Here is a 20805-nt window from a genome sequence, read left to right on the forward strand (position 1 = left end):
TAATATAAAAGTATTGGAAAAGTAGTATAAAAGTAATAACCAAGTCGATCGACCAAGTGGCTGGACTGTGGCGCTAGAATCTGGTATAGTGTGAGAGTTTTAGGTGTGAGGGGAGTTTAACATATGACCGTTGACGAAGCCATAGAGATCGCAGAAACAGCCCTCAACTACGATCGCCTCAACAAGATTCAAGAGATAGTGTTTCGTCAATCCTGGGAAGGACAGTCTTATAAAGAAATTGCAGCCAGCACTGAATATGAATATGATTATATCAAAGATGCTGGTGCTAAACTCTGGAAATTACTTTCAAAAGCACTAGAAGAAAAAGTCAAAAAAGATAATCTCAAGTCTGTCTTAAAGCGATACTTGCGGCGGAGTCAAGTGAATCTACAGCGAAATCTGACAATAGAAGTTAATCTCAGCGGTGCAAATCTCAGCGGAGCCAACTTAAGTGGAGCTAGATTATTCGCAAACTTAAATGAAGCTGATTATGTTCAAACCGATTTAGATAAAATAATAACCTCTGACAGCGAAACTGAATTATCTGACTCAGAAAACGAAATTAACTGGAACGGTTTTTGCTTTCACTGCGACGCACAAGTGAAAATTGCCGAAATACTCGATCGCACTTCCACCCTCTTCATCCCCAACTCCCGACTCCGACTCACAACACCGGAAGGCAGACAAAACCAAGAAGCTGACTTTCTGATCTTCCACCAAAACAAGCTAGGGATACTGAAAATTGACAGTGGATCATCCCATCCAAACGCAACAGAAGATGAAATGTGCCAGCTTTTCATAGATTCTGGCATCAGTCTTGTCAAACATTACGATGCTAGCCGATGCAGCGAACAACCCGATCTAGTTGTGCAGGAGTTTTTGGAAATTTTGAGTCACGTACAAGCCTAATAAGGTGTTTTTTATTTAAACTGTGATACAAACCTTACCTTGGTTTTTGATATTTTCTCACTTCAACAATTAACAATCCTTCATTTCAGAGTCGATGTAATAAATAGTATAGCTCTTCAATTAATTTAAACATTCGGCGGAAATCTTTACACTAATTCACGGAATTAGTTTTGAATTATACCGTATTTAAAGGCACAACAGCTTATTTCACTTTCATTTAAATTTGTAGCAACGAGTCATCTGTTGTGAATTCCTTTTTCTCTTTCTTCCTCTGTGTCCTCTGCGTCCTCTGCGGTTACTTTCATAATTATAAATTTAACCGCAGATATACACAGATGAAGGCAGGTTGAGATTGTCTGTTAACGCATAAAACAAAGCCAAGCAATCTTCACCCCCTGCGATTGATTCCTACTAATTACCCATGATCAATTCTCCTTTCCCCTCAATCACTTCCCCGATCGCCCAAGCACCAATTCCCTGAGATTCAAACCATTTAACAGCCTGTTCTACTTCCCTCGAATCGAGCAACAGCACAAAGCCAATCCCCATATTAAAAGTATTGAACATATCGGCTGTAGCAACTTGGCCCGCTTCAGCAATCCACTGGAAAATTGGCAAATTTGGCCAGCTATTGCTGTCAATTTTCACAGATTGATTAACTCCCAAACAGCGGGGCAAATTTTCCGGCAAACCGCCGCCCGTAATGTGAGCCATGCCGTGAATTTCTAGACCGCTCTTAATTGCTTCAAGGACTGGTTTAACATAAATTGTAGTCGGAGTTAGCAGCACTTCTCCTAAAGTTTTGCCGCCTAACTGTTCGGGTTGGGAGTGCCAATCAAAACCCAGATCGCCCGCAATTTTTCTCACCAAACTAAAACCGTTGCTGTGCACGCCCGAACTTGCCAGCCCCACAGCCACATCTCCGACTTTAACCCGCGAACCGTCCAACAATTTGCTCTTTTCGACAATTCCCACACAAAAACCAGCTAAATCGTACTCTCCCGGTTGGTAAAAACCGGGCATTTCTGCCGTTTCTCCACCCAACAAAGCACAGCCCGCTTGCTTGCAACCGTCAGCAATGCCGGCCACCACCGCAGCTAATTGTTCGGGATTTAACTTTCCCGTGGCTAAATAATCGAGAAAAAAGAGGGGTTCGGCCCCGGATGTCAGCACGTCATTGACGCACATCGCCACCAAGTCGATACCTACCGTGTCGTGCCGATCGAGATTGTGGGCCAATTTTAACTTAGTCCCAACGCCGTCAGTACCCGAAACCATAATCGGCTCTTTTAAGCCCTCCGGGACGCTGAAAAAACCGCTAAACCCGCCGAATCCGCCCAAAACTCCCGATCGGTGCGTGCTCTTAACCATACTCCCGATGCGCGAGACAAAAGCTCTGCCCGCTTCAACATCCACACCTGCTTCTCGATAATCCATAAGTCCGCCAAATCGATTTCTTCTAATTTTTAGTTTATAAGAAATGCCATGAAAACCCCGCGACTTTAGTCCGGGGATGAAAGGGGTAAGGAGGCTTGAGCCTCCCAGCTTGTGTTCTCAGGTTTTAAAATTGCGCTATCGACTGCAACTCTGTAAAGATTAGTAAATAATTTATTTTATTTTAAGCCCACTTTGCTAGCATAAGAATATTATGATGAGGTCGAAGTCATGCTAGTTTTCGAGTTCAAAGCATACGGTAAAAAGCAGCAATTTGAAGCTGTAGACGAAGCGATTAGAACAGTGCAGTTCATCCGCAATAAAGCATTGCGCTTTTGGATGGAAAACCAAAAAGTCGATAAATACGCCTTGAATAAGTACAGCGCTGTTTTAGCTAAAGAATGGACGTTTTGCGACGACTTAAACAGCATGGCTCGACAATCTAGCGCAGAAAGAGCGTGGTCGGCAATCGCCAGATTCTACGACAACTGCAAAAAGAAAATCCCAGGAAAAAAGGGTTTTCCGCAGTTTCAGCACGACAACCGTTCGGTTGAATACAAGACTACGGGCTGGAAACTGACTGACGACCGTAAATCCATCACTTTTACAGACAAGAAAGGAATCGGAAAGATCAAATTAAAAGGAACCCGCGACTTACATTTCTATCAGCGCAGTCAAATCAAGCGGGTGCGCTTGGTGAAACGGGCAGATGGATATTACGTCCAGTTTTGTGTTCAAGTTGACCGTTCTGAGAAAATTGAAGTAACGGGCAGCGCCATCGGGATAGACGTGGGACTCAAAGAGTTCTACACAGATTCCAATGGCGTTACAGTCGAAAACCCACGATTCCTCCCCAAGGGAGAGCGCGGGTTGAAGAAAGCCCAAAGACGAGTTTCAAAACGAGTTAAGGGTTCACAGAACCGAAGAAAAGCTAGAGAGATTCTAGGAAAGCGCCACCTCAAAATAAGTAGACAACGTAAAGATTTTGCTCTGAAATTGGCAAGATGCGTTATCCAGTCTAACGACTGTGTAGCCGTGCGTTGATTTGAGGATTAAAAACATGGTGAAGAATCACTGTTTAGCAAAATCGATTAACGACGCATCTTGGTATATGTTCCGAGTATGGTTGGAATATTTCGGCAAAGCCTTCGGAAGAATTACGATTGCCGTACCAGCTAACGGAACCAGTCAAGAATGCTCTAGCTGCGGGACAGTTGTTAAGAAAAATCTATCAACGCGAACCCACGCTTGTCGGTGCGGATGCGTGTTAGATCGCGATTGGAACGCTGCTAAAAATATCCTAAGTCGGGGATTGAGTACGGTGGGGCACACCGGAACTTGGATCAGAGATCCGAACGCTTGTGGAGAATTGACCGCTACCGATGTTGAAGTAATTCTGCATCGGCAAGTCGATTCTGCGAATCAAGAATCCCCTCGGCTTTAGCCAGGGGAGTGTCAATCCCATAACAGTTGACAAACAGCTTTTTTAAGACTAGCCATTCGGCAGCCCACAAAAGACAATAAATTTTTGTAAATTTTTGTAAATTTTTCCGTAATGGCTGAAACGGCTGTAAGCCTTGGAACTAAAGGATTTTATGATAGAGGGTTTTGAGAAGATTTGATGAAGATTTGGTGAAAATCGCGATCCCAGCGATCCCCAAGCACAAAAGTTTGTGGTAGTCTGTTGCAGTTCGTGAACAAAACACAAATTGCGAATCGAGTATGAGTTGTCAAGTGTCAGGGAAGTTTCCGCCAATTTTTTTGGGGGTAGAAGCATTAAAGCAAAAATGCACCCGGATACTTTGCTTTGACTCACGGGGGAATGGCGAAGGGCAAGAGAGAAATCCTTGACGCCTGCCGCCAAATGGCCAATCCTCCAATCTCGGTTGGCAATGGCTATTCACAAAAATGGACGTATGAAGGAAAAATTTGTTGGTGGTCTACTCGCTGTCCTGTTAGTTCCTATGGTAGGAACGGCATCCTCTTGTCACGCACAAGCAACAGGTGCCGACAACCAAAACTCTCAGGTTTCCGAGCAAGTAATTGCCACCCAACCGTCCCAGCAGTTAAACGCTACTCGGGTCGAAGCGCAAAAAGTCGGACAGTATCAGTATCAAGCAAGAGCTGAAATTGCCCGAGACTCGATCGCCAAAATTCAGCCCCACGACTTAGGCGGGCGACAAGCAGCGACAGTCTACGTGCGAAACATTCCAGTCATCACCTTTCTGAACGCCAATCCGGAAACAAACACCCCTTTGGGAGAAACTGGCAACAGCCAAGTCGGTGCTAGCAGTCCGTCAAAAGTAGCGGGCGCAAGAGAAAATCCCAAAGTCGGAAACATTGCCAGCAACTCTAGCAACCAAGAACCCGATCCAGTTTGGCGGGCATCAAGCTTAGCAGCAAGACTCAATCAGCTAGCCCGCAACAACATCGATCCCAACAGCATTACCGTTAAGTGGGAAAAAGGCGATCGCTACATTATCCAGGCAAACGGCGAGGAGTTGGTAAACATCAACGCCGAAACCATCCTCCCCGACACCACCAGCAACTTTAGCCGAGACGCCCTGCAAGCAACCAATCGCCTCCGGCGACTTCTGGGCAACGCCCCACCCCTGGAAGAAGTCGCAGGCAAACCCCAACCAGAACGCTCCGTGCTGTCTCTGGGCCCAGTTCAAGTGCGGCTTAGCGGCTGGGCTTCCTGGTACGGCCCGGGATTTGACGGCAACCTCAGCGCCAGCGGCGAGCGTTTCAACCAAAATGATATGACCGCAGCCCACCCAAATTTGCCTTTTGGAACGAGAGTCATGGTGAGAAATCTCGACAACGGCCGCACTGTAGTCGTCCGCATTAATGACCGCGGCCCCTATGTGGGCGATCGGCTCATTGACTTGTCCGCAGGCGCCGCCAACGTGCTAGGAATGATCAGCAGTGGCGTTGCGAGAGTCGAAATCGAAGTGATCGAACCGCCGCAGCAAACAACTGGTGGACGCTGAACGGTAGTCTAAGGCAGAATACAAAACTTATCCGCAGTGTAGAAGGCAGAAAGTAGAATAAAACTGACATCTTGTACCATTGTCAACAACGGGCAAGATGCCCGTTCCACAAAGAATGAGTTTTCTTGTGGAACAGGCATCTTGCCTGTTCCTAAACAAGTAATTGAGAATGGTGCAAGATGTGAGATAAAACTGACATCTTGCACCATTCTTTGTGGAACAGGCATCTTGCCTGTTCTTGAGGATGATGTAAGATTTCAACTCGAACAAATTCAGACAAATAAACTCTGCATTCTGCCGAATGCCTTCAGGAGATTCTACCGGTGCGCCTGTTTACTACCATTGCAGCACTTCGCTGCTACTTAAATTTACAAAAGTCTGCTGCACCTCATTTGACAGTCGGTTTGGTGCCGACGATGGGAGCTTTGCACGCAGGGCATCTGAGCTTGATCCAGCGGGCAAGGCAAGAAAATGCGATCGCCCTGGTCAGCATTTTTGTCAACCCGCTGCAATTTGGGCCGACAGAAGATTTTCAAGATTATCCTCGGAATTTCGAGCAAGACCGGCTGTTGTGCGAACAAGCTGGGGTTGATGTCATATTTGCTCCCTCAGCAACGGAAATGTTCGGCCATCAAGCAGTCGATTCCCTACGGGATAGCTTCGCCGCGCGCACAGAAACACAGCAAACCGCCCAAAAACAGATAGAGATTCACCTTTCATCCTTAACTCAAGTAGTCCCGCCGCCGGCGATGACATCGGTTTTGTGCGGTAAAGCAAGGCCCGGTCATTTTCAAGGCGTCGCGGCAATTGTTACTAAACTTTTGAGTCTGGTGCAGCCGACAAAAGCTTATTTCGGTCAAAAAGACGCCCAGCAGCTAGCAATTATTCGGAAGCTGGTCTTTGATTTTAACTTGGCTGTAGAGATTGTCGCTTGTCCGATCGTCCGCGAAGAGTCGGGACTGGCAATGAGTTCTCGCAATCAGTATTTAACAGCAGAGCAAAAACAGCAAGCCTCCGTACTCTACCGCGCCCTGCAACAAGCCTCGAAAACTTTTTCTTCAGGCGACCGCACCGCAGCAGCCGCACTCGCTGCCGCCCGCGCAGCAGTCGCAGAAGAACCCGCAGTCAAGCTCGAATACGCCGAACTCGTCGAGCCCGACACTTTGACGCCGTTGCAGGTTGTGGAAACAGCGGGACTTTTAGCCGTGGCCGCCAGAGTTGGCTCTACTCGTTTGATTGACAATATAATTCTCAGGAATCGTCGGCCCATTGTGGCGATCGACGGCCCGGCAGGGGCAGGCAAATCTACCGTAACTCGCCTTGCAGCAACAGCTTTGAACTTGTTTTATCTGGATACCGGCGCGATGTATCGGGCCCTGACTTGGCTAGCATTGAAAACAGACACGCCGATTTCCGACGAATGTGCGATCGCCGAATTAATCAGTTCCAGTTATTTAGAATACAACCTCGATCCCGCATCAAAGATGTTGAAGATTAATGGTGAAGACGTAACCGAGGCAATTCGCAGTTTGGAAGTGACATCCCGCGTCTCGGAAATGGCGGCAATTCCCGCCGTGCGACAGTTTCTGCTGGAGGAACAGCGGCGGTGCGGCACAAAAGGCGGAATTATAGCAGAAGGCCGCGATATCGGCACTAACGTGTTTCCTGATGCGGAACTGAAGATTTTTTTGACGGCTTCGGTACAAGAACGATCGCGCCGGCGGCTGTTAGAACTTAAAGATAGCGATCGGGCTAATATTAGCTTGGCCCAATTGGAACAAGACATCGCCTTGCGGGACGAAAAAGACAGCACCCGCGAGGTTGCACCTTTGCGTAAAGCGGCAGATGCTGTGGAAATTCAAACAGACAATCTGACTGTTGCTGAAGTTATCGATCGGATTGTCGGCTTGTACAAAGAGAGAACCGGCCCTAAAAATTAATTTTAGGAGTGGCGGGCGGGCGATCGCCCTCATATCAAATGCGGTTAACCTCACATCTTGCACTATTCTCAAGAACAGGCAAGATGCCTGTTCCACAAAGAGTAGATTTTCGGTGTTGCTTAATCAGGGTATGAAAAAAATAAGTTGAAAATCCAGAAGCTTTGTGGATACCAGTTTCTATGACTTGGATTTTTAGCCTTTCATACCGTAAATCAGCAACGCCTATATTTTCTTGTGGAACAGGCATCTTGCCTGTTCCTAAACAGCTTATTGACAATAGTGCCACATCTCAGGTTAAACCAATTTGCAGTGTCAGGTAGAGACGCGGGCCGATGCTGCCTGAGTCCCTAAGAATATCGTGCCATTAATCCGAGAGCGCCGTCCCCCTGGCCGGGGAAAAGTTCACCATCCCGCGTTTTCATGGGTTAGGGGATTTCTGGCGCACAAACCTTAAATTTTTTTATCCTGACGGACTTCCCCACGATCGGTTATTTCCAGTAGCATTTTTACTGACTGTCCAATTTAAGATTATCCTCTTAAGTGGATTAACTTGATATCAACATAAAATCTCAAATTAACTGTACAAGGTGTGAAGGAGAGAACGACGTGACAAAATTGAAACTGCTGTGGAGGCGGCGAAAAACTTTAATAGTTGCTTTTATGGCAGCAACAGGAAGTTTTTTGCTGGGTGTGACATGGCCGATTAACTTGCGGGCCAATCAGCCCTTGCAACCGATTCAGGCGCAAGTCTTGGCCGTATCCCAGTCGCAAGAACAACCGCCGATGTCCAATATTAATAAGTTCTCCGAGGCGATCGCCAATCGAGTAGAATTTTCCCAACAGGCTCTAGCCCAAGTGCAGGCTATCCGATTTCAATCAGCCGTACCGGATCAGTTTCAAGGTACAACCCTTCGTCACGCGAAACTCGACTCCCAGCGCAAGGCGATCGCCCTGACATTTGACGACGGCCCCTGGCCGAAAACAACTACACAAATCCTAGATATTCTCAAGGAAAATAATATTAAGGCTACATTCTTCTGGGTAGGAAAATACCTGAAAAATTCTCCCGAAATAGGCCAACAGGTTGCACAAGCCGGTCACGCGATCGGCAATCACACTTGGAACCATCAATACCTTCAGTATAACGAAGACGGTGCCGCTCGCGAGATCGATCGCACTTCATCCTTAATTCAGGACTTGACCGGCATCCAAACATCGATGTTCCGCCCGCCAGGAGGCATTTTAAACAATGGATTGACAGCTTATGCTCAAAAGAAAAATTATGCAGTTGTGATGTGGTCTGCTGATTCTTTTGATTGGCGCACCCTTACGGAATCTTTGATAGACAACGTGATGAGGCAGGCAAATTCCGGCGGCATTGTGCTGATGCACGACGGCGGCGGCAATCGAGCAAGAACTGTAAAAGCTTTGCCTGATATTATTGCTCGATTGAGAAATGAAGGGTACAGTTTCGTAACAGTTCCCGAGTTATTGCAGATGCAAGAACAAGACTTACAACAACAGGAAACAGCACAAAAGTAACAATTTGGAAAAATGGGACTTTACACCATTTTTCCATTTTTTTGTAGGTCGTTCGATGTAGGTCGTTCGATGAATTTTTCATAACTCTAGCCAAACCCAGAAGGAAGAAGTAGCAACCGCGCCCGATTCCCGGCGACGTTCTTAACTGCTAAAAACATTGCTTTAATTGCATCTCCCTTCTTCCTTTTTCCCTCTTCCTTTTTCCTGACATCCGTTACATCTGATATCTTGCACCATTGTCAAGAACGGGCAAGATCCGCGTTCCACAAAGAATGAGTTTTCTTGTGGAACAGGCAAGATGCCTGTTCCTAAAAAAGTAATTGAGAATGGTGCAATATCTCAGTTACATCCGTTACATCCGTCGAGCGAATCCGTTGCCGAACTTCCTTATCCCTTCTTCCTGACATCCGTTATTCATGCCGGACGGTATTATCATGTTCGAGGGCAAGGTAATCTTCGGGGCTAAACCCAGACGGGATGGCAATCATAGCGTTAGAGGCAAAATTGATACCTTAACTGTAGCCATATTACCAATTTAGGCTTGAATCTAACGGCAAATCCTGCAACTGAGAATTCACCCAATTAGCTGCCGCCCAACCCGATCGCAAAGCACCCTCTATTTGACCTTCCCCGCACAAATCCCCCGCACAAACCAGCGGCAAATTCCCCCCAGCCGCCAAACAAGAAACAGGCAAAGGATTTCGACAAAAAGCATAGCGCCAGCGGTGAACCTGCAACCATTCCGGCTGTTTCAGCCAAGGGATTAAATATTCAGAAGTGCGATCGAGCAATTCTTGACCGACTGTTGGCAAATCGGCCGATTCTAGATGGCGATCGGCAAAATTTGCGCTGCTGTGAACCACAAACACCGGCTGCGGCGGATCTAGTCGCTTGCTGCTGTCCAAACCAACCCAAGCTAAATCAGAATTATCGGCAAAAGAAACAGATTTCCACTGCGGATTTAGACTACTTAAATCTTGCTGTTTTGCCACAGGATAGCCAGCCATAACCGTAATGCAAGGGTCGTACTCCACAGAACGCAATTTGTCAAGAAAAGCCTGCGACAAACCGATTTCCGCATCCAAAAACATTAAAGCTTGAGGTGCCGGAATTGCCACAACCACAGCCTTAGCAATCAATTCTTGAGGTATCTCTAAATTGCTGTCAGTGACTTCTAGGGAAAGATGCCACATTTGGTTATCTGTAGTAGAAATAGCTTGTACGCGGCGGCCAAACCAAATCTCTAAATCCTGGGCCAAATACTTACCGACAGCATTCATACCCGCAGGTGCGACATAACAACAACTAGCAATAGCAGAAAGTTTTCCCTGTCTGAATTCCCAGACAGTATCAGTCCAGAGTTTGAGGATGCGGCGATCGACCAAAACCTCAATTAACCCCTGCACCGCATCCCCCTGCGGTTCCAGATACCGCGCCCCGTGATCTGCCCTCGTACCCTGTACGCGGCGGGTAGCAACACGTCCCCCCGCCCCGCGAGATTTCTCAACAACAGCCACAGAATAACCAGCTTGACGCAACCGTTGAGCGCAACTCAGCCCCGCCATACCCGCACCAATCACCGCAACATCGAACATAATGGGACTTTCAGATACATTACTTACCGGACTTTTTCTAGGAAATAAGCCTTAAGATGATTTCTTAACTTGCAGTTAATTTGCGATAGCAACGAGCGGTGATTAAATGAGGATGAAAAACCTCCATAAAATTAGACTGAAGTTTAGTAAAAAATGTGTTCATCTCTTGCTTATCTTCTAAATGAAAAGGAAATTCTTGATTAAAACCTTTAAAGAAATACCAGTTAAGGATAATCTTCCCTGACGGAGCCAGCATTTTGTGAAAATCCATCAATTGCTGACTTGGCTTTAGTAAATGTTCCATTACATCAAAACAAATAATCGAATCGAAAACTTCCGTCGGCGATACTTCCAGACAACAGGAAATTTTCTCACTCAATCCTAACTTAGCAGCTCGGCTTTGAACAAAATTGCAATTTATGGGGTTAAGATCGCAATAGACTACTTGTTCTACTTGAGGACAAAGAGCTGCTGCAATAGCATGAGTGCCAATACCGCCGCCAAAATCTAAAACTCGACCGGCAGCCATATCTGATATTAATGTTAAAGTGCCTCCTATGTAATCCTGATTGGACATATGCCAAGCTCCGAGGTCAAATAGGTAAGCTTGGCCGACTCGATCGCGATAAAACTCGCTAGCTTTTTCCCAATCAAAATCCCGATGGCCTATTTCTTTTAGGGATTGTTGACCGACAGCGAGCTCTTGTTCAATTGTTTCTAAATCTAAATTTAAAAAATCCTGTAGATGCTGCTTGAGATTGAAAGTATCTTGCCAATATCCCTGCAAAAAAGACGGTGCGACAGAAGAAGACATCATTTACTTTGTTCTAAAAAAACCAAACTCATTATAGGATTAACTGACATTTTTGAACAGAACTACACTAAATTATTTTTCTTTTGTTTATAGCGAATAAAATAGTGGGCGTTCATGGCGACGGTTTGACTCCTCAAGCTGCGGGGTTGCAGACGTACCGAGGGGTTCCGGGTTTGCTGTTGGGCATCTAAATTGTATTTTTAGGAGCGGCGGGACACCAAACTTGACTGTAAAATTTAGATGCGCGTCCGCAGATCGATGTAGCTGCTGAGGTTATAGCTTCTAGCAGTCGGATCTTCTGTGCAAATCCTGCCGATCGTCCTGCGCCAGGTAGTAGAATAATGGACAGCACGAATCCATGATTAAGACCCCATAAAAAATGCCACTGTAGGTAAATCCTAAATCCCACGGGTTGTCAACCAGCAGCAATCTAAAATCTAAAATCTAAAATCTAAAATCTAAAATCGTATACGGGAGGGCAAAATTTTGGACGAACTCAGAGCAGCACTCGAATTAACAACAGAAGAAGAATTGCAGCAACTAACAGAACTTCTGTTCAGCCGCAAGTTTAACCCTTTAGATTACGTGCAAACCCCCGCACCGATAGATGTACAAAGTCGCGATCGCGAAGCATGGCTCGACGCCGTAGAACAGCGGTTTCGCTATCTTGCAGCCGACGGGTTGACGGTACTCAGAGGGCGAACCCAACAAGTAACTTACAGACAAGCACTAATTCAAGTTTGTCGCTATCTCAAAATCCCTTATCCCAGACAGTTGTCAACCACCGACTTAGAGGCAGAAGTATTTCTGCACTTAATGGGCCGCGCGTGGAAGCGTTTACCAGCAGACGAACAGCAAGCGCTGACACTGCGCGTACAGCGAGCGATCGTTGATTCTAAACTCTCAGAACCCCTGCCAATTACTGCTGAAAAAGACCCGCTGGGTTTACTGTTCAAAGGGGGCAGCGCTTTAGCTGTTAGTTCCATCTTAAAACCAATGCTGCTCAAACTAATGGCCAATCAATTTGCGCTGCATTTTGCCACCTATCAAATGGCCAAACAAGGAGTGCTTGCAGGCACTGCAACTGCAGCAACCCAGTTTCAAAATTATGTCGCAATTCAGGCGGCGCGGCGCGGTATGGCTGTGAGTGCCGCTCGTTACGGTGCGACGCGGAGCGTATTTTCGTTGGTAGGCCCGGTGATGTGGACTTGGTTTTTAGCGGATTTGGGTTGGCGATCGATTTCCACGAACTACGGCCGCATTATCCCGACCATTTTTGCCCTAGCTCAAATTCGATTAACGCGATCGGAATGCGTTTGGGAACTAGCTTAACGATGGTAGATTGTAGATTTTAGATTTGAGATTGGGAGTGTGGGTGAATATCAAAAATCGGTTGAAATTAGCGGCCAAACAGACAGCAGAAAATCTCAAGTCTCGCCTCCAAAAACATCCAGATCCCCGCCTGCAAATCCCTTGGAATTTCGCCCAAGTGGGGATGCTGATTTTTCCCTTAATTCCGATTTTGGGAGCTTTAGGTTTATTCCTGGGATTGGCCGGCACTTGCAAGCAAAAGTTCCGTGAAATTAGTCGCCGCCCGTTGAATCGAGGATTCGCAATTCTGAGCGCGCTGCTAGTCATCACAGCCGTTTTTGCCCACAACCGCATCGAGGCTTTTATAGGGTTGTACAATTTCTTGCCGTTCTTTATATTGTTTGCCATTTTCAGCAGTTTAATTAAAACTCTGCCTCAATTGCGGCAATTGTCTTGGGTGATTGTAATTAGTTCAATTCCCGTGATAATTTTAGGTCTGGGACAACAATTTTTAGGCTGGAGCGGCATCGATCAATTGCAGCCGGTTTTTGGCTGGGTACTCGAACCCCAAGGCAATCCCCCCGGCCGTATGGCTTCTGTATTTATGTACGCTAATATTTTAGCTTGCTATCTGACAATTGCTTTTATTTTAGCACTGGGACTGTGGATGGAAGAAGTCAGTTGTCAGTTGTCACCAATTACCAATTACCAATTACCAATTCCCAATGCCCAATTCCCAATTCCCAGTTACCGATTCCTATTTTTAAGTTTTGCAGCGATTGGAAATGGTGTTGCTTTGATTTTTACTAATTCTCGCAATGCTTGGGGGCTGTCAGTTTTAGCCGTTTTGGCTTTTGCATTTTATGCGGGTTATAAAAAAATATTAGCTGCGGTTTTTAGTGTGGCTAGCACAGTTTTTTTGTCTGCCTTTGGCCCCGAACCATTACGGCAGTATTTGCGAAGAATTGTCCCTGCTTTCTTTTGGGCTAGACTCACCGACGAGATGTTCCCAAATCGGCCGACAGCTACTTTGAGAACTACTCAATGGCAATTTGCTTGGTCGATGACGCAGCAGCGTCCTTGGACTGGTTGGGGATTGCGAAATTTTACGCCTCTCTATCAAGCTCAGATGCAAGAATGGCTTGGTCATCCTCACAGTTTGATGCTGATGTTGACTGCGGAAACGGGAATACCGGCAACGCTTTTGTTGTTTGGTTTAGTTGGTTGGGTTTTGGCTAGAGGTGTTTTGCTGCTGGCGAATTGGCCGCTTTTTTCTGGGGATATCCAACACGAGCAAGTAGCAACACAGGAAGTAGCGGAAAATGCTTTACTGATCAATCAACAGTCTATAATTCTTAGCAAAAATCAGGTAGTTTGTCAAGATGTAAGAGCAACCGATCGCCTAATTTTTTTCAGTTATTTATTAGCCTTCGTCGCCTGTACGCTATTTAACACTGTAGATGTGACGCTGTTTGATTTCCGACTCAATACTACAAGCTGGTTGCTGTTAGCCGCAATTTGCGGGGTGTGCCAAGAGGGAATCGGGCATCGGGCATCGGGTATCGGGTATCGGGCATCGGGCATCGGGCATCGGGCATAGGTTATTGGTTATTAGAACGAACAACCAACAACCAATAACCAACTACTGACTAATGACTACTGACTAATGACTTCCTTTATTCCACTGTCACCGACTTCGCCAAATTTCGTGGCTGATCCACATCCAAACCTCGACGCGCCGCAATGTGGTAAGCCAACAATTGCAGCGGAATTACTGTTACAATCGGTGACAACAATTCATCCACCAAAGGCACCGGCAAAATGTGGTCAAAAATGTCGGCTTCCGCCACACCTTGCTTCGGTGTAACGCCAATTAAACGGGCGTCGCGGGCCTTGGCTTCCTGAGCGTTGGAAAGCACCTTTTCGTAGACGCTTCCTGGCATGGCGATCGCCACTACAGGCACTTTCGCATCCAAAAGGGCGATCGGGCCGTGTTTCATCTCTCCCGCCGGATATCCTTCGGCGTGAATGTAGCTAATTTCCTTCAGTTTCAGCGCCCCTTCCAAAGCAATCGGAAAGTTAATTCCCCGCCCCAAAAAGATAAAATCTTGGGTGTCTGTAAACTGGTGGGACAATTCCTCCACATACTGTTCTTGAATCTCCAAAAACTTCTCAATTTCCGCTGGCAACTGGCGCAAACCAACAATAATTTCTGCCAATCTATCAGTGCTGATTGTTTGCCGCTGGTGCGCCAAATCCAAAGCTAAGAAATAGAATGCCATCAACTGAGTGACAAAAGTTTTAGTAGCAGCAACGCCGATTTCTATACCAGCGTGGGTGTTGATTACGTGCGGCATCATGTGGGCGATCGAACTTTCGGTTCTGTTAGTAATGCCTAACATTCTCGCCCGAAATTTATCAGTAAAACCTGCGCGGCGCTGCTGTTCCATCCCCAAAGCAGCCAGCGTGTCCGCCGTTTCTCCCGACTGAGTTACCCCAATAGTTAAAGTATTTGCTGTCAGCGGTGCCGGTGCGTAGCGGTACTCAGAAGCGTACTGCACGGCAGTGGGAATATTAGCTAATTGTTCCAACAAATATTTGCCAATTAGCGAGGCGTGCCAGCTCGTTCCGCAGGCGAGAATTGAAATTTGCTCGACATCGGCGCAAAGTTCCTTGGGCAAGTTGAGATTGATGGGAGAGCGGGAATTTTCCGGCTGCCAATCGCTGTCTAAATAAGCCTCCAAACAAGCTCGGACTACGGCTGGCTGTTCATAAATCTCCTTGTGCATGAAGTGTTTGAAGCCTTGTTTTTCGACTAAAACCGGACTCCAACCAAGGATGCGCGGGCTTTTTTTCAGCCTTTCTCCTGCAAAGCTGTAAACTTCCACTCCCATCGAAGTTAGCCTTGCCAATTCGCCATTTTCCAAGGACAAAACAGTGCGGGTGTGAGATACTAAGGCCGGCGTGTCGGAAGCGCAGAAAAATTCACCAGCACCAAACCCAATCACCAAAGGAGCTTGCTGTCTGGCGACAATTATTTCCTCTGGAAAATCTGCACAGATAACGGCGATCGCAAAAGCTCCTTCTAATTTATTTACCGCCTTTAAAACCGTTTCCAAAAACGATAAATCAGCAATTTTTTCTGTTTTTTTATTTTTTTCTTCTTCTTTCTCCCTTCTTGCTTCTTTCAAAAATTCAGCTATTAAATGAGGAATAACTTCTGTATCGGTATCGGAGACAAATTTATGTCCCTTTGCTTTCAATTCTTCCCGCAACTCGCGATAATTTTCGACAATTCCATTTTGAACTACCGCAATTCGCCCGCTATTATCTAGGTGAGGGTGAGCGTTATATTCTTCTGGTTTGCCGTGAGTTGCCCAGCGGGTGTGTCCGATGCCGATGGGAGCCAGAGAGTCTATCTCTGCTAACTTTTCCCGGAGGTTGTGCAATTTGCCCTTTGCTCGGATGCAGGTAATTTCTCCTTCGGAGATGGTAGCGAGGCCCGCTGAATCGTAGCCCCGGTATTCTAGTTTCTCTAATCCTGCTAGCAAAATCTCGCTTGCTGCTTGCGTGCCGATATAGCCAACGATTCCGCACATTTAACGTACTACTCCTGCTTAGCGATCGCAATAAAACTCACGTTTTATCATTTTTACCTTCTTCCGGCCCCGAATGCAGATTCCGCGACAAAAAAAGAGGGGGCAATTTAATCGCCCCCTCTTTTGTGCCCGTAATTCGATCGGCGTGTCGATCGATATTTAGTAGGCTAGACCCATACTGCGAGTGGTTTCTGCTCCCAGGTAAACCCGGATGCTCAGAAAATCGGTGGGACAAGCAGTTTCGCACCGCTTGCAGCCTACACAGTCTTCGGTGCGGGGAGATGAGGCAATCTGAGCTGCTTTGCAGCCATCCCAGGGGACCATCTCCAAAACGTCAGTCGGACAAGCGCGGACGCATTGAGTGCAGCCGATGCAAGTATCGTAAATTTTGACTGAATGAGACATTGAATAAAGGCTCCCAACGAGTCACTAAAAATTTGCTGCCTCTGCGAGTGAACAGATTTGACGGCGAGGTGCCACCGCTATAGCCTGCACAGAGAATTAAAGGTTAGTCTACCGCAGTGCCTGGAAGCACTTCGCGAAAAAGCGACAAAACTTCACAGTTATTCACGCGGAGAGTCTTATCAAAGTAGGTTCCTACTGAGCACGTCTGTGGTTAGAGGGGAGTTATCAAGGACGGACTTCTTTACTACAAATCTGTGCAAATCGATCGACTAAAAGCCTAATTTTTCTAACACGGGCTTTGTGGAAACAATATGTCGATCGAGTCCTAGTTTTTTCGGTTCCACACCCAAAGCCAAAGCCACCAATTGCGGTAAATGCAGCACCGGCAAACCCAATTTGCGCCCGATTACTTTTTCCACCTCCGGCTGTCGCGAATCCAAATTCAAGTGACAAAGCGGACAAGGCGTTACCATACAATCAGCGCCATTGTCAAGAGCATCTTGAATATGTTTGCCGGCCATCTGAAAAGATTGGTTAGTGGAATAACTCGACAACGGCCAGCCGCAGCACTGCGTCCGCCCTCGATAGTAAACCGGAGTTGCCCCGATCGCCCGAAACACATTTTCCATCGATTCCGGTTGGTGCGGGTCATCGTAAAGCAGCTTATCCTGAGCTCGCAGCAGGTAGCACCCGTAAAAAGACGCGCACTTCAAACCCGAAAGCTTGCGGGTGACTCGCTTCTGCACCTCGTCGAGCCCGTAATCTGCAACGATCGCCCACAACAGATGTTTCACCTCGGTACTGCCTTGATAAGGCGAACAGCCTTGTTTTTCCAGTAAACCGTTGACTTTTTCTATGTAGTTGGGATCGGTTTTCTGAGATTCCTTGAGGCGATCGTCCACATGACCGATTACCCCTTGACAAGTGCTGCAATGCGTGAGTAAAGGCAGATTAAGTTCCTCGGCTAAAGCAATATTGCGGGCGTTGACAGTATCTTCGAGTAACTGCGAATCTTCCTTGAAAGTGCCAGAACCGCAGCAGGAAGCTTTCTTTAGTTCCACCAGTTCAATCCCCAACGCTTGAGTCAGCGCTTGGGTAGACAGGTAAAGTTCGCGGGCGGCCCCTTGGGCGACACAACCGGGAAAATAAGCATATTTGAGATTTGGGGATGGCATAATCGTTTCTGCAGGGGACACAAGGTTCGGGAAAAGAAACTTGAGCGATCGAAGTCGGGAGGCTTCCTGCTTAGTTTTCCCTCTTTATAATTAACCTATCACCGCCTAGCTAAGAGCCAATTGTCAGCTTTTCTCAAGCATTTTGAGTTGATGACTGACAATCAAGCATCCAGGATACCCGCCACGTGATTCATTCCGAAAGCAGACTCAGTACCCAGAAATAAAAAACCTGTATCCGAGAAACTTGCCCTCCGAATTTATCCGTGGAGTCAATGCTTCAATCTAAAATCTAAAATCTAAAATCTAAAATCGATTGACGCACCATCGACCAAAAATCCGGTTCCTCAACGTTATCAGGTGGCTAAACGAGATAATTTATTTTGGGGTATTGGGTTTTTTTTGCCTGAGTCCTAGAGTTGCGATCGTCCGTGTCCCAATTGTCCCTGGCCCGTGTCACTTAGAAAAGCGGCCAGCCTTTGTCCTGCAGATCCCCCTTTCGGATAAGATTAGATACGCAGCAACCAATGAGGACACGATGTTATGAGCCAAGACGACATTTTTGCTAGAGTCCAGAAAATTGTGAAAGAGCAACTGGAAGTCGAGCTGAGCGAAGTCAAGCCCGAAGCCAACTTTGCTAATGATTTAGGAGCAGATTCCTTAGATACAGTAGAGCTGGTAATGGCCTTGGAAGAAGAGTTTGATATTGAAATTCCCGACGAAGCAGCCGAAGGAATTACTACGGTTCAAGCTTGTGTAGATTACATCAGCAGCCAACTTGCAGCTCCAAAAGCATAAAATACCTGTCTTTTCCCCTAAGAGGAGAGAAGTTATAAAACTGGAAACTCCTCTTTTGTTCTGCGTTCTGGGTGTTTAATTTTTTGAAACTGAAATCATGACAAATTTAGAGCGTAAGCGCGTTGTTATCACGGGTCTCGGCGCGATTACACCGATCGGCAATACCTTGTCCGAATATTGGGACGGGTTGCTTGCCGGCAAGAATGGTATAGGCCCGATCACCTTATTCGACCCGTCGCGGCACGACTGCCGCTTTGCCGCAGAGGTGAAGGGTTACGACCCACACGACTATTTAGAGCGCAAGGAAGCAAAGCGGATGGATCGCTTTGCTCAATTTGGGGTGTCAGCGAGCAAACAAGCTCTTGCTGATGCGAAGTTGGAGATTAATGACCTGAACGCAGAACAGGTGGGTGTCATTCTTGGCACTGGCATTGGTGGCTTAAAGGTTTTGGAAGATCAGCAAGAGATTTATCTGAATCGCGGCCCCGATCGGTGCAGCCCGTTTATGATTCCCATGATGATTGCGAATATGGCCGCGGGCCTGACGGCGATTCAAACGGGTGCTAAGGGGCCAAACTCTTGCACGGTGACGGCCTGCGCTGCCGGGTCAAATGCCGTGGGCGATGCGTTTCGCTTAGTTCAGGGGGGTTACGCCCAAGCCATGATTTGCGGCGGTACGGAAGCTGCGGTGACACCTTTGTGCGTGGCGGGTTTTGCTGCGGCGAGGGCGCTTTCGACTCGCAATGATGACCCGACTCATGCTTGCCGTCCATTCGATCGCGATCGTGATGGTTTTGTCGTCGGCGAAGGTGCTGGCATTCTGATTCTAGAAGAAATGGAACACGCTCTGGCGCGTGGCGCGAAGATTTACGCAGAAATCGTCGGCTACGGTTTAACTTGCGATGCGTATCACATGACTTCTCCGGTACCGGGGGGTGAGGGTGCGTCGCGGGCAATGGCTTTAGCGCTCAAGGATGGGGGTTTGACGCCGGATATGGTGAGCTATATCAACGCTCACGGCACAAGCACGCTTCCCAACGATTCTACGGAAACGAAAGCTATTAAAAAGACTTTGGGAGACCATGCTTACAAAGTAGCAATTAGTTCTACCAAGTCAATGACCGGCCATCTTTTGGGCGGTTCTGGGGGAATTGAGGCGGTGGCGACGGTAATGTCGATCGCCAATGACAAAATCGCGCCGACAATTAATCTGGAAAATCCCGATCCTGAGTGCGATTTGGACTATGTTCCTCATACAAGCCGCGATCTAAAAGTTGATGTGGCGCTGTCGAATTCCTTTGGATTTGGCGGCCACAACGTGACTCTGGCATTCAAGAAGTTTGTTCAGTAACAGCTAATCCAAAATCGAGAGTTAAAAGGTAAAAAATTAATTTTTTACCTTTTAATTTTTAGATAAATTTTAGATTGGGCGATCGGCTATTAAGTAAATCAACTTACTTAATTCAACCTAAAATGCGATCGCACGTTAGAGTCCCGCAACACTGTAACTGCTGCGGGGTTCTGGATATTCTGTTTTTTGCTTAGCCGTTGCTCATATCATGTGTGGGCGATCGCTTGACTCCAAACGCTTAGGATCGCGAATTAAATAACTTACAATTTTAATTGTTATTGTGGGATGGGCGTCCCGCCCGTCCAAAAATGACAGGCGGGACGCCCATCCCACTTTCAAGAGTGGAAGTTATTTAATTCTCATTCCTTACTTGTCATGAGTCAATCGCAACGAAGTCAGCGCGTTGCCGAAAGGGCTAGATTCTTCAGTTCCTTCAGGACTCAGAATGACAAATACTCAAGCGGACTTGATATCACTTAGTTTCTTAACAGAAACAGGTCGATAAAAATATTTTCCCAAAACAAAAAGCGCCCCTATTTCTAGGAGCGCTTTTTGTTAATCAAAAGCTAAAACTTAGCCATTGATGGAAGGAGCAACCAAAGCTACAGGAGTGACTTCACTAGCAGCCAAATCGAGAGGGAAGTTGTGAGCATTGCGCTCGTGCATTACTTCCATACCCAAGTTAGCGCGGTTAATGACATCAGCCCAAGTATTGATGACACGACCTTGAGAGTCGATAATCGATTGGTTGAAGTTAAAACCGTTCAAGTTGAAAGCCATCGTGGAGATACCCAAAGCGGTAAACCAGATGCCTACTACTGGCCATGCACCTAACAAGAAGTGCAAAGAACGGCTGTTGTTGAAAGAAGCGTATTGGAAAATCAAACGACCGAAGTAGCCGTGGGCTGCGACGATGTTGTAGGTTTCTTCTTCTTGACCGAA

The 20805-nt window shown here is 46.8% G+C and carries 19 protein-coding genes and 2 pseudogenes; 11 read left to right on the forward strand and 10 right to left on the reverse strand.

Features of this window, described 5'->3' with window-relative positions:
- The first annotated feature begins 123 nt into the window (after nucleotides 1–123).
- Entirely contained in the window at nucleotides 124–909 is a 786-nt protein-coding gene (locus QUB26_RS05810) for a pentapeptide repeat-containing protein (protein ID WP_333317078.1), read from the forward strand.
- Between the two features lie 411 nt (nucleotides 910–1320).
- On the opposite strand, the gene purM is transcribed toward QUB26_RS05810, so the two are convergent.
- Nucleotides 1321–2346, reverse strand: a complete 1026-nt coding sequence (purM, locus tag QUB26_RS05815) for a phosphoribosylformylglycinamidine cyclo-ligase (RefSeq protein WP_333317080.1) — start codon at nucleotides 2344–2346, stop codon at nucleotides 1321–1323.
- A 228-nt stretch (nucleotides 2347–2574) separates the two neighbouring features.
- Between purM and QUB26_RS05820 the strand changes: the two are divergent.
- Both QUB26_RS05820 and QUB26_RS05825 read left to right on the forward strand, forming a co-directional pair.
- A pseudogene (locus QUB26_RS05820) lies at nucleotides 2575–3787 on the forward strand (RNA-guided endonuclease InsQ/TnpB family protein).
- A 448-nt stretch (nucleotides 3788–4235) separates the two neighbouring features.
- Nucleotides 4236–5336, forward strand: a complete 1101-nt coding sequence (locus QUB26_RS05825; RefSeq protein WP_333302969.1) for a septal ring lytic transglycosylase RlpA family protein — start codon at nucleotides 4236–4238, stop codon at nucleotides 5334–5336.
- 8 nt (nucleotides 5337–5344) lie between these two features.
- On the opposite strand, the gene QUB26_RS05830 is transcribed toward QUB26_RS05825, so the two are convergent.
- On the reverse strand, nucleotides 5345–5476 hold the full coding sequence (locus QUB26_RS05830) for a hypothetical protein (protein ID WP_333246377.1): 132 nt from the start codon (nucleotides 5474–5476) through the stop codon (nucleotides 5345–5347).
- 1 nt (nucleotide 5477) lies between these two features.
- Here QUB26_RS05830 and QUB26_RS05835 point away from each other — a divergent pair, with 1 nt between their 5' ends.
- Both QUB26_RS05835 and QUB26_RS05840 read left to right on the forward strand, forming a co-directional pair.
- On the forward strand, nucleotides 5478–5702 hold the full coding sequence (locus QUB26_RS05835; RefSeq protein ID WP_333302967.1) for a hypothetical protein: 225 nt from the start codon (nucleotides 5478–5480) through the stop codon (nucleotides 5700–5702).
- On the forward strand, nucleotides 5660–7276 hold the full coding sequence (locus QUB26_RS05840; RefSeq protein ID WP_333246379.1) for a bifunctional pantoate--beta-alanine ligase/(d)CMP kinase: 1617 nt from the start codon (nucleotides 5660–5662) through the stop codon (nucleotides 7274–7276). The genes QUB26_RS05835 and QUB26_RS05840 overlap by 43 nt, the downstream gene beginning before the upstream one ends.
- A gap of 34 nt (nucleotides 7277–7310) precedes the next feature.
- Here QUB26_RS05840 and QUB26_RS05845 read toward each other — a convergent pair whose 3' ends face one another.
- Nucleotides 7311–7523 (reverse strand): hypothetical protein, encoded by a 213-nt coding sequence (locus tag QUB26_RS05845; RefSeq protein ID WP_333246381.1) that lies wholly within the window; start codon nucleotides 7521–7523, stop codon nucleotides 7311–7313.
- A 359-nt stretch (nucleotides 7524–7882) separates the two neighbouring features.
- Here QUB26_RS05845 and QUB26_RS05850 point away from each other — a divergent pair, with 359 nt between their 5' ends.
- Nucleotides 7883–8818, forward strand: a complete 936-nt coding sequence (locus tag QUB26_RS05850; RefSeq protein WP_333246382.1) for a polysaccharide deacetylase family protein — start codon at nucleotides 7883–7885, stop codon at nucleotides 8816–8818.
- A gap of 162 nt (nucleotides 8819–8980) precedes the next feature.
- Here the strand turns inward: QUB26_RS05850 and QUB26_RS05855 are convergent, their stop codons facing one another.
- Nucleotides 8981–9115 (reverse strand): hypothetical protein, encoded by a 135-nt coding sequence (locus tag QUB26_RS05855; RefSeq protein ID WP_333317082.1) that lies wholly within the window; start codon nucleotides 9113–9115, stop codon nucleotides 8981–8983.
- 1 nt (nucleotide 9116) lies between these two features.
- Between QUB26_RS05855 and QUB26_RS05860 the strand changes: the two genes are divergently transcribed.
- Nucleotides 9117–9284 carry a hypothetical protein gene (locus QUB26_RS05860; protein ID WP_333246384.1) on the forward strand — a complete coding sequence of 56 codons (168 nt, stop codon included), beginning with the start codon at nucleotides 9117–9119 and terminating at the stop codon, nucleotides 9282–9284.
- A gap of 61 nt (nucleotides 9285–9345) precedes the next feature.
- Here the strand turns inward: QUB26_RS05860 and QUB26_RS05865 are convergent, their stop codons facing one another.
- The gene (locus QUB26_RS05865; RefSeq protein ID WP_333317084.1) at nucleotides 9346–10413 is read right to left on the reverse strand and encodes an FAD-dependent oxidoreductase; all 1068 of its coding nucleotides are present in this window, start codon (nucleotides 10411–10413) and stop codon (nucleotides 9346–9348) included.
- Nucleotides 10414–10477: 64 nt separating this feature from the next.
- Nucleotides 10478–11230: a class I SAM-dependent methyltransferase gene (locus tag QUB26_RS05870; RefSeq protein ID WP_333054572.1), complete on the reverse strand. Its 753-nt coding sequence runs from the start codon at nucleotides 11228–11230 to the stop codon at nucleotides 10478–10480.
- Nucleotides 11231–11713: 483 nt separating this feature from the next.
- On the opposite strand from QUB26_RS05870, the gene QUB26_RS05875 reads away from it, so the two are divergent.
- Together QUB26_RS05875 and QUB26_RS05880 are read left to right on the forward strand one after the other, a co-directional pair.
- On the forward strand, nucleotides 11714–12559 hold the full coding sequence (locus QUB26_RS05875) for a YaaW family protein (RefSeq protein ID WP_333246388.1): 846 nt from the start codon (nucleotides 11714–11716) through the stop codon (nucleotides 12557–12559).
- Nucleotides 12560–12602: 43 nt separating this feature from the next.
- Nucleotides 12603–14138, forward strand: a complete 1536-nt coding sequence (locus tag QUB26_RS05880; RefSeq protein ID WP_333317086.1) for an O-antigen ligase family protein — start codon at nucleotides 12603–12605, stop codon at nucleotides 14136–14138.
- Between the two features lie 76 nt (nucleotides 14139–14214).
- On the opposite strand, the gene glmS is transcribed toward QUB26_RS05880, so the two are convergent.
- The 3 genes from glmS to QUB26_RS05895 all read right to left on the reverse strand — a co-directional run bounded on the left by glmS (nucleotide 14215) and on the right by QUB26_RS05895 (nucleotide 17717).
- Nucleotides 14215–16137 carry a glutamine--fructose-6-phosphate transaminase (isomerizing) gene (gene glmS / locus QUB26_RS05885; RefSeq protein WP_333317088.1) on the reverse strand — a complete coding sequence of 641 codons (1923 nt, stop codon included), beginning with the start codon at nucleotides 16135–16137 and terminating at the stop codon, nucleotides 14215–14217.
- Nucleotides 16138–16296: 159 nt separating this feature from the next.
- A complete protein-coding gene (gene psaC, locus QUB26_RS05890) occupies nucleotides 16297–16542 on the reverse strand; it encodes a photosystem I iron-sulfur center protein PsaC (protein ID WP_015175986.1) in 246 nt (81 codons plus the stop codon).
- A 269-nt stretch (nucleotides 16543–16811) separates the two neighbouring features.
- Nucleotides 16812–17717 (reverse strand): CoB--CoM heterodisulfide reductase iron-sulfur subunit B family protein, encoded by a 906-nt coding sequence (locus tag QUB26_RS05895; RefSeq protein WP_333317090.1) that lies wholly within the window; start codon nucleotides 17715–17717, stop codon nucleotides 16812–16814.
- Nucleotides 17718–18257: 540 nt separating this feature from the next.
- On the opposite strand from QUB26_RS05895, the gene acpP reads away from it, so the two are divergent.
- The gene (gene acpP, locus QUB26_RS05900) at nucleotides 18258–18512 is read left to right on the forward strand and encodes an acyl carrier protein (RefSeq protein ID WP_333082619.1); all 255 of its coding nucleotides are present in this window, start codon (nucleotides 18258–18260) and stop codon (nucleotides 18510–18512) included.
- A gap of 97 nt (nucleotides 18513–18609) precedes the next feature.
- Nucleotides 18610–19863 carry a beta-ketoacyl-ACP synthase II gene (gene fabF, locus QUB26_RS05905; RefSeq protein WP_333246396.1) on the forward strand — a complete coding sequence of 418 codons (1254 nt, stop codon included), beginning with the start codon at nucleotides 18610–18612 and terminating at the stop codon, nucleotides 19861–19863.
- Between the two features lie 573 nt (nucleotides 19864–20436).
- Here fabF and QUB26_RS05910 read toward each other — a convergent pair.
- A pseudogene (locus QUB26_RS05910) lies at nucleotides 20437–20805 on the reverse strand (photosystem II q(b) protein); the annotation flags it as partial.

It is taken from the genome of Microcoleus sp. B4-C1 (genome assembly GCF_036705285.1).
GTDB lineage: Bacteria > Cyanobacteriota > Cyanobacteriia > Cyanobacteriales > Microcoleaceae > Microcoleus.